This is a genomic window from Streptomyces sp. NPDC002328 (genome assembly GCF_042890065.1).
GTDB lineage: Bacteria > Actinomycetota > Actinomycetes > Streptomycetales > Streptomycetaceae > Streptomyces.
Genome location: NZ_JBIARQ010000006.1, coordinates 216,244 through 229,576, shown reverse-complemented (window position 1 = coordinate 229,576; position 13,333 = coordinate 216,244). Strand labels below are relative to the sequence as shown.

General features: G+C 71.9%; 12 protein-coding genes and 1 pseudogene. 7 read left to right on the top strand and 6 right to left on the bottom strand.

Annotated elements, in window-relative coordinates; all coding sequences use genetic code 11:
* The first annotated feature begins 166 nt into the window (after nt 1-166).
* Nucleotides 167-700, top strand: coding sequence for a hypothetical protein (locus ACFYX4_RS18440; RefSeq protein ID WP_389333664.1), 534 nt, complete (start codon nt 167-169; stop codon nt 698-700).
* A gap of 34 nt (nt 701-734) precedes the next feature.
* On the opposite strand, the gene ACFYX4_RS18435 is transcribed toward ACFYX4_RS18440, so the two are convergent.
* The 4 genes and pseudogenes from ACFYX4_RS18435 to ACFYX4_RS18420 all read right to left on the bottom strand — a co-directional run bounded on the left by ACFYX4_RS18435 (nt 735) and on the right by ACFYX4_RS18420 (nt 5,582).
* On the bottom strand, nt 735-2,450 hold the full coding sequence (locus ACFYX4_RS18435; protein ID WP_389333661.1) for a SpoIIE family protein phosphatase: 1,716 nt from the start codon (nt 2,448-2,450) through the stop codon (nt 735-737).
* A gap of 1,213 nt (nt 2,451-3,663) precedes the next feature.
* Nucleotides 3,664-3,756: pseudogene (locus ACFYX4_RS18430) on the bottom strand (VapC toxin family PIN domain ribonuclease); the annotation flags it as partial.
* Entirely contained in the window at nt 3,755-4,420 is a 666-nt protein-coding gene (locus ACFYX4_RS18425; RefSeq protein WP_389333658.1) for a response regulator, read from the bottom strand. The gene ACFYX4_RS18425 and the pseudogene ACFYX4_RS18430, both read right to left, overlap by 2 nt.
* Before the next feature lies 1 nt (nt 4,421).
* Nucleotides 4,422-5,582 (bottom strand): sensor histidine kinase, encoded by a 1,161-nt coding sequence (locus ACFYX4_RS18420; RefSeq protein ID WP_389333655.1) that lies wholly within the window; start codon nt 5,580-5,582, stop codon nt 4,422-4,424.
* Between the two features lie 292 nt (nt 5,583-5,874).
* Between ACFYX4_RS18420 and ACFYX4_RS18415 the strand changes: the two genes are divergently transcribed.
* The 6 genes from ACFYX4_RS18415 to ACFYX4_RS18390 all read left to right on the top strand — a co-directional run bounded on the left by ACFYX4_RS18415 (nt 5,875) and on the right by ACFYX4_RS18390 (nt 11,851).
* Nucleotides 5,875-6,492 carry a hypothetical protein gene (locus tag ACFYX4_RS18415; protein WP_389333652.1) on the top strand — a complete coding sequence of 206 codons (618 nt, stop codon included), beginning with the start codon at nt 5,875-5,877 and terminating at the stop codon, nt 6,490-6,492.
* 585 nt (nt 6,493-7,077) lie between these two features.
* Complete coding sequence (locus tag ACFYX4_RS18410) at nt 7,078-7,212, top strand: hypothetical protein (RefSeq protein WP_389333649.1); 135 nt, start codon at nt 7,078-7,080, stop codon at nt 7,210-7,212.
* Nucleotides 7,213-7,235: 23 nt separating this feature from the next.
* On the top strand, nt 7,236-7,424 hold the full coding sequence (locus ACFYX4_RS18405) for a hypothetical protein (RefSeq protein ID WP_389333646.1): 189 nt from the start codon (nt 7,236-7,238) through the stop codon (nt 7,422-7,424).
* A 122-nt stretch (nt 7,425-7,546) separates the two neighbouring features.
* A complete protein-coding gene (locus ACFYX4_RS18400; RefSeq protein ID WP_389333643.1) occupies nt 7,547-9,772 on the top strand; it encodes an MMPL family transporter in 2,226 nt (741 codons plus the stop codon).
* Between the two features lie 190 nt (nt 9,773-9,962).
* Nucleotides 9,963-11,174 carry a sensor histidine kinase gene (locus ACFYX4_RS18395; RefSeq protein ID WP_389333640.1) on the top strand — a complete coding sequence of 404 codons (1,212 nt, stop codon included), beginning with the start codon at nt 9,963-9,965 and terminating at the stop codon, nt 11,172-11,174.
* Nucleotides 11,171-11,851 carry a response regulator gene (locus ACFYX4_RS18390; protein ID WP_389333637.1) on the top strand — a complete coding sequence of 227 codons (681 nt, stop codon included), beginning with the start codon at nt 11,171-11,173 and terminating at the stop codon, nt 11,849-11,851. Before ACFYX4_RS18395 ends, ACFYX4_RS18390 begins: the two co-directional genes overlap by 4 nt.
* Before the next feature lie 476 nt (nt 11,852-12,327).
* Here the strand turns inward: ACFYX4_RS18390 and ACFYX4_RS18385 are convergent, their stop codons facing one another.
* Both ACFYX4_RS18385 and ACFYX4_RS18380 read right to left on the bottom strand, forming a co-directional pair.
* Nucleotides 12,328-12,651 (bottom strand): hypothetical protein, encoded by a 324-nt coding sequence (locus ACFYX4_RS18385; RefSeq protein ID WP_389333634.1) that lies wholly within the window; start codon nt 12,649-12,651, stop codon nt 12,328-12,330.
* Nucleotides 12,652-13,026: 375 nt separating this feature from the next.
* A complete protein-coding gene (locus ACFYX4_RS18380; RefSeq protein ID WP_389334205.1) occupies nt 13,027-13,299 on the bottom strand; it encodes a hypothetical protein in 273 nt (90 codons plus the stop codon).
* Between the last annotated feature and the right edge of the window lie 34 nt (nt 13,300-13,333).

Sequence of the window (13,333 nt, the reverse complement as noted above, 5' to 3'; positions counted from 1 at the left end):
CCGTGCCCGAAGCAGGGCTTGCCTCATGACCGTGAGCGTGTCGGCTGCGCCGACGACCACAGAACTCCTCGGGCGTCCCGCCGGTTCGCACCCGCCCGCGACGCGGAAGCCCGGCCCGAGGCCGGAACGGGGCTCCTCGCCCCGGGAAGGGCAACGCGTCCGTCCGTTGACCCGGCGTCAGATCGAGGACCACATGCAGGAACTGGGCGATCTGTACGCGGAGACGTCCGGCGGCGGACCCTGGGCGTGGAACCAGGCCCGCAGCGCCTTCCTGCGGCGGCTCGCGGCCGACGCACGGCGACCGGGATTCGAGCTGCTGATCGCGGAGACCACCGCGCTGACCGGTTGCGCCCACGGTTTCCCCGTGGGCGGCGACGGCCCCTGGTGGGAGGGCTTCGACGGATACCTTCCGGGGCGGCTGCTCCGGCTTGCCGCCTCCGGACGCCTCTTCGTGATCTCCGGGATCCACGTTCCCTCCCGGGTACGCAGGCAGAACCAGGACCGTGCCTGGAACCTCGCCCGGCGCCTGCAAAAACGCCTGCTCACCGACCACGGCGCCGCCGTCGCCGTCACGTTGGTGAAGCATTCCGACCTCAGGACCGTCGAGGCGCTGCGGTCCTGGGGATGGCGGTACATCGAAGGCGACACACCGAGGGCGGCCCCGCTCGGCCCGTTCCGCGTCCTGGTCCTCGACACATGAGCCCCTGGGGCCCGCCTCACCGCGGTCACCGCCTTCAGGGCGACGGCAGACGCAGGGCGAGGAGGGCCACGTCGTCGGTGCTGCCGGGCGGCATGCGGGCGGGCAGTTGGTCGCACAGCGTGTCCAGCGGTTCATGGGCGAGAGCGAGGGCGTGGCGGCGCAGACGGGCGAGGCCGGTGTCCAGGTCGCTGCCGGGGATCTCGATCAGGCCGTCGGTGTAGAGCAGGAGAGTCGAACCCGGTGGAAGGGACCGAGCGGCGCTCGGCCGGCTGCCGCCGGTGCCCGGAGGGACACCGAGGACGACTCCCTGTCCCGCTTCGAGGTACTGCGCCTGTCCGTCCCGGGTCAGCAGCAGAGGCGGCGGGTGCCCCGCGCTGGTCCACCGCAGTGTCCAGGGACCGGCGTACGGGTCGCCTTCGAGCAGGGCGAGGACGAGGGTGGCCATGGGGACGGTGGTGATGGCGAGCATGGCGTCGTCGAGGCGGTCGACGACGGCACCGGGCGGGCCGATGTGGTCCCAGGCCAGTGAGCGCAGGATGCCGTGCAGTTGCGCCATGCCGGCCGCCGCGGTCAGGTCGTGGCCCACGACGTCGCCGATGACCAGCGCGAGCGTGCCGTCCTTCCGCTCGAACGCGTCGTACCAGTCGCCGCCCACCTGGGAGCCGGCCGGGGCGGGCTGGTAGCGGGCGGCCAACCGCAGGCGGCCGGGCTGGGGCAGCGGGGCGAGCAGGTTGCGCTGCATGGCCTCGGCGACGGCGCGCTGGCGGCCGAACCGCCGTGCGTTGTCGATGACCAGGCCGACCCGGCGGCCGATGTCGCTCACGACGTCCAGGTCGTCGCTGTCGAAGGGGTGCTCCGGGTCCGTGCGCACCACCGTCAGGGCGCCGGTGATCTGCCCTCGGGGGCCGAGCGGCACCGTGATGGCCGACGTCGAGCCCACCGTCCGCAGGAAGTCGTCGTGGACGGCGGCCAGGGGAGAGGCGGGCGGTGCGGCCGGATCCGCCTCCTGCTGCAGTACGGGATCAGCGCCGTTGAGCACTTGGACGAGCGGTGAGTGATCTCCCTCCACGGCCTCGGTAAGACGCTGGCGCCCGCCCTCCAGTCCGGCCTCCCGGCCCGCGGGACCGGTCACCGCCACCCGGTGGACCTCCCCGGAAGCGACCCGGAGATCCACCGCCGCCCAGTCGGCGAGGCGGGGAACCAGCAGGCGGCCCAGCCGGACGAGGGCCTCATCGGTCTCCAGGGTCTGGCCGAGTACGTCGGTGATCTCCGCGACCAGCGTCAGCCGCTCGGTGAGGTCCTCCAGAGCACGTGTGTAGGCCGCACGCTCCCGACGCGCGCTGCGCTCGCCGGCGGTGTCGGTGAACAGCACGGCCATGCCGATGAAGGCGCCGTCGTCCGTCACGGGAGAAGCGGACCAGGAGATCGGGATCAGGCGACCGTCACCGCGCAGACAGACGTCGCTCTCCTCGCGTGCCTCGGACCTCTCGGCCACGGCCCGCAGCAGCGGGCACTGCTCCCTGGGGATCCTGCCGCCGTGCGCATCCCGGTGCAGCAGGTCGTGTGCGTCCTCCCCGTGCATCGCCGGGGCGGCGCGGCCGAGCAGCCGCTCGGCCGCCGGATTGACCGCGAGGATCCGTCCGGCGGGATCCACCACGACCAGGGCCGTGCCCAGTTGCCCGACGACCAGTTGCCAGAATCCCTTCTCGGCCGGCGGCCGGCTCCCCTCGTCTCCCGCATCCTTCACCATGCCACCCCCTCCGTCAGGGAAACCCTCGCCGAAGCCCGCGGGCGCATCGGGGGACCGACACACCAGTGGATCGATATTCCCCGACTCGGCACGGATCAGCTCGGCGACGTCGTGTGGCCATGTAGTTCCCCCGGCGCGAGACGCTGCGACCACCCTGCTGCGGCACGGGCTCAGGCTGCCGGAACAACTCCCCTCGTGGAAGCGGCTTCGGCTTGAGCGGGTGAGGGTGACGGGTGAGGGTGACGGGTGAGGGTGACGGGTGACGGGAATCGAACTCGCCCTCCCAGCTTGAAAAGTACCGGCGCTTGGGCAGGGGCAGGGGTCCTGACCGGCGCCTACGCGGTCCGGACCAGAGGGCGACAGCCCGGATCGCACCGGCTCTGGCCGCGTCGGATCGAATCTGGCGACCATTTCCCACCCGCCGACGACCGGAGCCGATGACCGGCTCCCCTCGCTCTCTCCGCGTCTGTCGCTCGCTCCCATCGGCACCGCACCGGCTACGGCCGCACCGGGATCCCTGTCGCGGGACCGGCTCCGTCGGCTCGGCGAAGGGCCCGCGGCAGGGCGCCGACGAGCGGCACCCGCCGCCCCGACCGCCCCGGGCTCGGCGCACGCGGACGACTCCGCCCCCGCGCCCGTGAAGGAGCGAGCCCCACCCTTCCGCCAGGCTCGCCCGGCCCGTCACCCGACGGGCGGAACCGACCGCACCGACAGCACAACCCGCGATCCGGGGCCCCGGCCGCAGCCGCGCACACAACAGGCCGGGGCCCACCCGCGTCCGGTGTCCGCAGGCCGGGTCAGCCGGCCTCCGCGCAACAAAACGGCCCAGGTCTCCTGACCTGGGCCTTAGTCATGGAGCGGGTGACGAGAATTGAACTCGCGCTCTCAGCTTGGGAAGCGACGGCGCCTGGGCGGGCTCCAAGTCTCTGACCTGGGCGGATGTCCTCTCCTCGGCGGGGTCGTGAGGGTCGGTTCGCACCGCTGTCGACCGTGGTTGTGTGCCCTTACGGGCCCGCTGTGGCCACGGGCGCGAAGACCGGTGGGCAGAGCGCGTGCGCGAACGGGCACTGTGCTCGGCTGTGCTCGGTGGGATTCCAGTGGGGAATGGCGTCGCGGGCGCACCGAACTCGGGTGAAGCCTGCTTTGCGCTGCAAGGCCGGTGGTCGCGGCTTCCTCGGAACGGCCGGCACTCGCTCTCGGTCTGTTCGCGGACCTCCTGTACCTGCCAGGCGCGGTCGTAGGCGCGGTCGTCAACCGGCACCCGGCCGACGAGCAGGCACATGTCCTCGCCGCCTTGCGCGCGATCACAACAGGCCGAGGTCCCGGGCACGGAGCGCCGCCTGGGTGCGGTCGCGCAGGGCGAGGCGGCCCAGGATGCGGGAGACGTGGTTCTTGACCGTGCCCTCGCTGAGGTACAGCCGCGCGGCGATCTCCCGATTGGTGTGCCCCTGTGCCACGAGCCGCAGGATGTCCGTCTCGCGCGGGCTGAGGGAGACGGCGGGAGCCTTGGCAGCGGGGCCGGAACGCGGCAGGAAGGCGGTCAGATGGCGGGCGACGGACGAGTCGAGCTGGGTGACGCCCGCATGCGCCAGACGGACCGCGTGTGCGAGTTCCTCGGCCGGCAGATCCTTGAGGAGATAGCCGTGCGCTCCGGCCCGCAGTGCCTGCACGACGTACTCCTCGTCGTCGAACGTCGTCAGCATCACCACCCGGCACTCCGGCGCCCGGTCGCGCAGGACGGCGACCGCCTCGACACCGTCCATCTCCGGCATCCGGACGTCCATGAGCACGACATCCGGCCCGAGTTGCAGAGTCTTCGCCACGGCGTCCCGGCCGTCCACGGCGGTGCCGACCACTTCGATGCCCGGCCGGATGGACAGCAGGGAGGCGATGCCGTCCCGGATGAGCCGCTGGTCGTCCACCACCAGCACCCGCACGGGCGGCGTCTGCTCCGGCTCCTCGTCGTTCATGTCACTGCCTCCCCGTCCACCCGGACTTCGCCGTCGCCCCGCGCGGGACCGTGACCGTCACCCGGGTGCCGGCGCCCGGGCTGCTGTCGATGTCGACGCTCCCCGCCACCAGATGTACCCGCTCCTTCATGCCGAGCAGCCCGAATCCGGCGGCGTCCGTGTCCGGTGCGAAGCCGCGGCCGTCGTCCGTCACCTCCAGCCGCGCGGCGTCCCCGGCCAACTGGACCACAACGGTCACCTGTGCGGCCCGCGCATGGCGGCGCGCGTTGGTGACGGCCTCCTGCGCGGCCCGGTACAGCGCGGTCAGCTCGACCGTGCCCCAGCCGTCCTCGTCGCCGCTCACCTCGACAGCGACCCGCGGTCGTGCCGCGCCGTCCTGCGCCAGCGCGGTGAGCGCCGCCGACAGAGTGGGGCGCGTCGGCTCGTCCCGCAGGGCGCGCACCGACTGCCGTACATCGCCGAGCGCGAGCCGCACCGATCGCCGTGCCTCGTCCAGCGCACGCCGGGCCGCGTCGGGGTCCAGGCTTCTGAAGTCCGAGACCATCTCCAACTGCACGGACATCGCGGTGAGATGGTGACCGAGGCTGTCGTGGATGTCCCGCGCCAGCCGGTTGCGCTCGGCTGTGGCGGACAGTTCGGCGACCCGCGCGGCATACGCCTGAAGTTCGAGCCGTGCGCGCTGCTCGCCGACAGCCACCGCCGCCATCGAGATCGCCAGCACCAGCCCGACGCAGAGCATCAACAGGTCCGACACATGCTCCTGGTCGCGGTACCAGCCGGGCGCGGTCAGCAGGTAGGTGCTGAGCAGCCCGGCCAGACACAGCGTGCCCAGTGCCAGCGCGGCTGTGCGGCCGAAGGCGAAGTAGGCGGTGAACGGCAGCAGCACGAACAGGACTTGGGACAGTCCCGAGGCGTCCAGCAACACCACCGCCGCGATCAGGGTGCAGCGGGCCAGCAGCAGCGGTACCGGAGCAGCGGGCCAACGGCGTCCGGCCGCCTCCAGGGCGAACAGCGCACCGATCGCGGTGACGAAGCCGGCCGCCCGCCAGGTCGTCGGCCCCGAACGGGCATCCAGGCCGGCCACCGCGGAGTACAGACCACCCACCAGTACGACGCCGTACAGCAGCGGCGGCACCCATCGCACGGGCGCGTACACCACCATGCGCACCCCCTCACCCCGTTGCCGCCAGGCTAGGCCGATCACGACCGCCTTGGGGCACCGCCGGGCACATCACGGCCGGATCAGACCCAACGGCATGTGCCGAACGCCACGGCGCCGTCCGGAAGACGGTGACTTCCGGACGCCGATGCCCGACGTCCTTCACCTCCCGACGCCGACCGGCTGCTTCCTACCGTTGCCACCCGGACCGGCTGTACGAGCAGGTGCTCACCGTTCGAGCCCGCAGTCAACGGTCCGGACAACCACCCACCGTCCGAGCAACCGGAGCAGCCCCATGGCCTCATCCGTCAACTCCTCCATCTCATCGACATTTCGCGTCGGCGCCCTGTGCGGGGCGCTGTCCGGCCTGCTGATCGCCCTGCCCGGCCTGGTCGAGGCGTTCACCGGGGAGACCTCGGCCACCAGCGTCCCGCTCGCCCTCGCCCCCGCGTTCGCCCTGCCGCTGCTCACCGCGCTGCACCTGCGCCAGGGCCCTGTCGCCGGGAGCCTCGGGAAGATCGCCGCGCCCGTGAACCTCATCGGCCTCGGCCTGTTCGGCGGTGCCGCGTTCGCGTCGAACCTGGTGATCTTCTACCTGGACGGGGATGTCGTCGACGAGACCCTGACCGGCCCCACCATCCCCGCGCTCATCGGTTCCGCGGCCGTCTTCGCCGTGGGCTGCGCCCTGTTCGGGGCGGTCATGATCCGCGCCCGGGTCTTCCCGAGGGTGCCGTCGTGGGGGTACACCGTGGTTCTGCCGCTGTTCGCGTTCCTGACCGCGCTGCCCGACTCCCTGCTCACCAGCGGGCTGCACGTCCTGGTCGGCGGCATCCTGATGTGGCTCTCGGCCGCACTGTGGCGCACGGCCCCAGGCGTCGAGCACACCACGGACCCGAACCGGATACGAGTCTGAGACGACCTGCGCTGTCGGCGCACAGCCACTCGCCATCAGCTCGAACCTGCACCCGTCCGGCTTCGACGAGATCACGCCCAGGATCCAGGCCACCGCCACGTCGACCGGTTCCCACAGGCCCGGACCACCGGGCGGACCGGGTGCTGTCGCGTCGCCGCGGTGTCCCGCAGCAAGCATGTGCCCCAGGGGCAGCGGTGGGTGCGCTTGGGATGGTCGCCCCTTGAGCTCGTCCCGATCCCGCTGCCCGTCGACAGGTGTACGGAGGGTGTACCCGCCGGTTGGACTGGACAACAAACAACCCCAGGCCACTGACCTGGGGTTTCATCGTGGAGCGGGTGACGAGAATCGAACTCGCGCTCTCAGCTTGGGAAGCTACGACGCTTGACCGTCTGATATGGCTTTGACCTGCGAATATACGTCTGATTGGAATGACTGTCCGGGCCGGAGCGCACCTCTGCTGACCGTGGTTGTCCGCCCTTGCGGGCACGCTGTGGGCAGGACGCCCTGGCTCGGCCGGGCCGCGCGCGTGCGGGACGCGTTCGCACCCGTGCGCGTCGCCTTGTCCTCCCGCCTCTCAGACCTCCGTTGCGACTGCACACGCCGATCCGCATGGTCGTCGTGGTGGCCGCCGGGACGACGGCCGCCACCATGACGGTCGGGTCGCCCGCCCCAGGCGGGGACGCCCTCACGTTGCCGCTCCGCCTCGGCGAGGCGCGCTGAACGCGTCCGGGTGCCGAAGGCGGGTGTGCCGCCCCGACCTCCGTCGCGGTGTCGCCGAGGCGCTCACCCGCCTACTGGTCCTCCGGGCGACCGCCCTCGTCCCCGCCAACGCCGTCGGCACCCAGTTCCTCGACGTCGGCAGCCTGATCGGCTCGGGCGGCATCGCCCTGCATCCCGGGGCAGCCGCGGCGTACCGCTCGCCGCACGGCTGAGCCCCTCCGCAGGCCGCCTACTGCGCATGCAGTAGGTGCGTACCGGTGACCACACGAAGACGGACGGGGGCCCTGCGGACAGCCTGGAAGGGTTCCCCGAGTTCGGATGTGGAGACCCTCCTGTGGCTGTCTTTCTTGATCGACTGGGCCGGCTGGCCTTCCGGCGCCGCTGGCGCGTCCTGTTGATGTGGGTGGTGGCGCTCGTTGCCGCGGGAACGGCGTCGGCGCTGGCGCCGGCCGCTCCGGACGGCTCCTACTCGATGCCGGGTACGGAGTCGCAGCGGGCGTTCGATCTCATCGAGCAGCGCTTCCCGGGCGTGAGCGTCGGCGGCAGCGCGGAGGGCGCGAGCGCGAAGGTCGTGTTCGTGGCGCCGGGCGGCCAGAAGCTCACCGACCCGCAGAACCGCTCGGTCGTCGACGAGGTCGTGAGCCGGGTCGGCAAGGTCGACCAGGTCGTCCGGGCGGCCGATCCGTTCGAGGCGGACGCGGACGCGGACGCGGTCAGCGAGGACGGATCGACGGCGTACGCGTCGGTGACGTTCGGGGTGAAGGCGAAGGACGTCAGCGATGCCGCGAAGCAGGACCTGGAGAAGGCCGTCGAAGCGGGCCGGGACGCGGGCCTGACGGTCGAGGTCAGCGGTTCCGTCCTGGCGGCCCAGCCGTCGGGCGGTGCGACTGAGCTGGTCGGCGTGGTGGTGGCGGCCGTCGTCCTGCTCATCACCTTCGGTTCGTTGGCCGCGGCCGGACTGCCGCTGCTGACCGCGCTGATCGGCGTCGGGATCGGCACCGCGACCATCCTCGCCCTGAGCAGCGCGCTGGGCCTGTCCAGCGCAACCAGCACGCTGGCGCTGATGCTCGGGCTGGCGGTCGGGATCGACTACGCGATGTTCATCGTCTCCCGCTACCGCGAGGAACGCGCCCGGGGCCTCGCCCCGGAGGACGCGGCGGGCGTGGCCGTGGGCACGGCCGGCTCGTCGGTGGTGTTCGCGGGCCTGACCGTCGTGATCGGTCTGGCCGGGCTGTCGGTCGTGGGCATCCCGACACTGACCCAGATGGGCCTGGCGGCGGCCGGCACTGTGGCCCTGTCGGTACTGGTCGCGGTGACCCTGATCCCGGCCATGCTCGGGATCTTTCCCCGGGCGGTCCTGGCGCGCGCGGTACGTCGGTCCGGTGCACGTCCGGCCGCCGACGCCGAAGAGCCGAACACGGGCAGCCGATGGGCCCGCCTGATCGTCCGCCGCCCGCTGCCCGTTCTGCTGGTGGCGGTCGCGACCCTGGGCGTGATCGCCCTCCCCGCAGTGAAGCTCCACCTGGGCACGGCGGGTGACGAGTCCAAGCCGACCTCGACGACCGAGCGCCGCGCGTACGACGATCTGGCCAAGGGCTTCGGCCCCGGCTTCAACGGCCCGCTGACCATCGTCGTGGACGCGAGGTCGGCGAAGGACCCCAAGGCTGCCGTGGACGCGACCGCCCGGGAGATCGGTGCCGTCAACGGTGTCGTGTCCGTCTCGACGCCGAGCTTCAACAAGGCGGGAGACACCGCGATCTTCTCCGCCACCCCGGCCACCGCTCCCACCGACGAGCGAACCGTCGACCTGATCCACACCCTGCGCGGAGACCGCCCGGCCATCGGGAAGGCCACCGACGCGACATTCATGGTCAGCGGGAGTACGGCAGGCAACATCGACAGCGACCAGAAGGTCCAGGGGGCCCTGGTGCCGTACCTCGGGCTCGTGGTGGGCCTGGCGTTCCTGCTGCTCCTGATCGTGTTCCGCTCGGTGCTGGTTCCACTCAAGGCGGCCCTGGGATTCCTGCTGTCGGTGCTCGCGGCCCTGGGCGCTGTCGTAGCAGTCTTCCAGTGGGGCTGGCTTGCCGGACTGCTGGGCGTGGACCAGACCGGCCCGATCATGAACACCATGCCGATCGTCATGGTCGGCATCGTCTTCGGTCTGGCCATGGACTACGAGGTCTTCCTCGTCACCCGCATCCGGGAAGCCCACCTCCGGGGCGAACGTACCGGACAGGCGATCGTCTCCGGCTTCCGCCACAGCGCCCGCGTGGTGGTCGCCGCAGCCGTGATCATGATCTCGGTGTTCTCCGGGTTCATCGGAGTCGGCGAGACCCTCATCAAGATGATCGGCTTCGGCATGGCCATCGCGGTGCTGTTCGACGCGTTCGTCGTAAGGATGACAATCGTCCCCGCAGTCCTCGCCCTGCTGGGAGAACGGGCCTGGACGATGCCCCGCCGACTGGAGCGCCTCGTGCCCCACGTCGATGTGGAGGGCCATGCCCTGATCGGAGCCGCGGCGACCGACGAGGAGGAGCGACGAGATCTTCTTGTCCGCTGAGTGGCCTCGGGAGCTGGGTGCGGCAACGCCGCCCCTCGAGGGGCGCGGGGAACTGCGCGACAAGCCCCCACCGGCCCGCAGCCGACGAACCGCACATCCGGCGGAGCGCTCAGCGCTCCGCCGGGCCGTCGGCCACTCGCCGCTCGGGCACCATGGTCACCACACCCGACAGGAAGCACCAGGACGCACCATGACCACCCCCTGGCAGCGCCATCCCCGTACGGTCGACTCCACGATCGCCCTGCTCCTGCTCGCCGGCGCCTTCCCCGGCAGCATGTACGGCGCCTCCGACATGGCCGCCCCCGCCCAGTGGTGGCCATGCGTCCTCCTGGCCGCCCTCTCCTGCACCGCGCTGCTGTGGCGCCGTACCAGGCCCCTCACCGTCACGGCCGTAGCAATCGGTTGCGCCACCGGCATGGCCCTCGCCGGCTACGTGATGACCGCCCTGCTCCTGGCCCCCCTCATGGTCGCGCTGTACTCGCTGGCCGGGCACACCGAGCGCACCACTACCCGGAACGTCACCCTCACCGCGGTGACCCTCGTCGCCGGGTCCGCCCTGATCGCCGAGCCCGCCGCGGGCTCCCTGGCCCTCAACGTGATCGGTCCCGTCGCCTGGCTGCTGCTGCCGGCCGCCCTGGGCTCCACAGCCCGCTTCCGCAGGGCCTACCTGGAGTCGGTGCACGCCCGCGCCGAATTCGCCGAACGGACCCGGGAGGAGGAGGCCCGGCACCGCGTCGCCGAGGAACGCATGCGCATCGCCCGCGAACTCCACGACGTCTCCGCACACCACCTCGCCCTGGCCAACGCCCAGGCCACCACCGCCGCCCTCCTCATCCGCAGCCATCCCGCCCAGGCCGAGAAGATGGTGAACGCCCTCGGCGACACCACCGCCGCGGCCCTGCGCGAGATGAAGGCCACCGTCGGACTGCTGCGCCGGAGCGGCGCCTCGGAGGACTCGCTGCAGCCCGCCCCGAGCCTTGCCCAGCTCCCCGGCCTGGTCGCCGCGCACACGGCCGCCGGACTCACCGTCGCCCTCACCACCCACGGACAGCCGCAGCCGCTCACCCCGGGAGCGGACCTCACCGCCTACCGCATCGTGCAGGAAGCACTGGCCAACGTCGCCAAGCACGCACACACCAGCACAGCGGAAGTGGACCTCACTTACACCCACGACCGCCTGTCCATCACGATCACCGACCAGGGAATCGGCCCCACCCCCGAGACCACCGCCTCCACCCCCGACAACAGCGGTGGCAGCGGCTACGGCCTCATCGGCATGCGCGAACGCGCTCTGTCCATCGGCGGACGACTCCGCGCCGGACACCGCCCCACCGGCGGCTTCGAAGTCAGCACCGAACTCCCCCTCCACCCCTACGCGCCCGCCAAGGACAGCACCCCATGACCATCCGCGTCCTGCTCGCCGACGACCAGGCCCTGCTGCGCGAGACCTTCCGGATCCTCGTCGACTCCCGCCCCGACATGGAGGTGGTCGGCGAGGCCGCAGACGGAGAGGAGGCGATCACGCTCACCCGCGCCCATCGACCGGACATCGTCGTGATGGACATCCGTATGCCCGGCACGGACGGCCTCGCCGCCACCGAGAAGATCTGCGCCGACCCCGCTCTCTCGGCCACCCGCGTCCTCATCCTGACCACCTTCGAGACCGAGGAACACGTCGCCAAGGCCCTGCACGCCGGAGCCAGCGGCTTCCTGGGCAAGGACGTCGGCGCCGAGGGCCTCGTCGCCGGCATCCGCACCATCGCCGCCGGCGACGCCCTCCTCTCTCCCCAGGCCACCCGCAACCTCATCACCCGCTTCCTCGCCGCCCCCCAGCCCGGCATCCACCCCGCAGCCCAGAAAAACCTGGCCGACCTCACCGACCGCGAACGCGAAGTCATGGCCCTGGCCGCCGAAGGACTCACCAACGCGGACATCGCCGGGCAGCTGTACATCAGCCCCCTGACGGTACGCACGCACATCCACCACGCCATGGCCAAACTCCACGCCCGCGACCGCGCCCAACTCGTCGTCATCGCCTACCAGACCGGCCTCGTCCAGCCGAACCCGTCGAGGCCCTGATCCGACACGTCGGGGGCTGCCCGGCCACGGACGGGCAGCCCCCGACGACACGACGTCGCCGATGACCAGCGCGAGCGTGCCGTCCTTCAGCTCGAACGCGTCGTACCAGTCGCCGCCGACCTGGGAGCCGACGGGGGGCGGCCAGCCGCGGGCGGCCGGGCTGGGGCAGCGAGGCGAGCAGGTTGCGCTGAATGGCCTCGGCGACGGCGCGCCGGCGGCCGAACCGCCGTGCGTTGTCGACGGCCAGGCCGACCCGTCGTCCGATGTCGCTCACCACCTGCGGGTCGGCGGTGTCGAAGGGGGGTACCGGGTCGGTGCGCACCACCGTCAAGGCACCGGTGATCTGCCGTCTGGAGCCCCGCGGCACCGTCATGGCGGACGTCGCGCGCACCGTCCGCAGGAAGTCGCTGTGGACGGCGGCCAGGCCGGAGCCGGGCAGCGCGGCCGCCGTCTCCGCTTCGCTCTGCGGTACGGGATCACCGCCGTTCAGCACCTGGACGAGGGGGCGATTGGTCCCCCTCCCCGACCTCGGGAAGGTGCTCGCGCCTGCCCTCCAGTCCGGCGTCCCGGCCCGCGGGGCCGGTCACCGCCACCCGGTGGACCTGCCCGGAACCGGCCCGGAGGTCCACCGCCGACCAGTCGGCGAGGCGGGGGACCAGCAGGCGGCCCAGCCGGGCGAGGGCCTCATCGGTCTCCAGGGTCTGCCCCAGTACGTCGGTGATCTCCGCGACCAGTGTCAGCCGCTCGGTGAGGTCCTCCGGGGCACTCGTACAGGCCGCAGCGCCCGGAGCAGCGGGCACCGCTCCCGGGGGAGCGTGACGCCGGCCGCGTCCCGGTGCAGCAGCTCGTGCGCGTCCTCCCGCGCATCGTGGTGGCGGCACGGCCCAGCAGCCGCTCGGCGGCCGGGTCGACGGCGAGGATCCGTCCGGCCGGATCGATCACGATCAGAGCCTGTGCTCAGCTGCTCGACGACCTGCCGCGAGAAACCCGGCTCGGCCGCCGGCCGTGACCGCATCTCATCTCCCGCACCGGGCACCGCACCCTCCACCACGCCGCCCTCGAGTCAGGGCGGCCTCGCACCGAAGCCCGCGGGCCCAACGCCTCGCAGGTATCGGTGCCCTTACGGGACGGGCAGTACGGCGCGGGCTCCTGCGGCCTGAAGCGGCCTCGCCGGGTCAGCAGCGGTCCTCCTCCTCAGCCTCCATGAGCAGTATTCCCTGATGTGTCAGCATGACTGTCGCGGGCGCGTCTCCGTGGGCCCAGCGAACCGTGACGAGCCCTTCGCCCACCAGATACGTGCAGGCCGCGGCCAGATCCTGCTCGGGGATCTCCAACTCGTCACGCAGCCTGGCCCCGGAGATGTCAGGGAGGCCACTGCCTTCCATGCCCTCGTACAGGGTCTTCATGATCGCTTCTCGGTGGTTCTTCCGCTGGTGCAGTGTTGCCATGGTCGCCGCCACTCGTGCCGTGCTTGCGGACAGG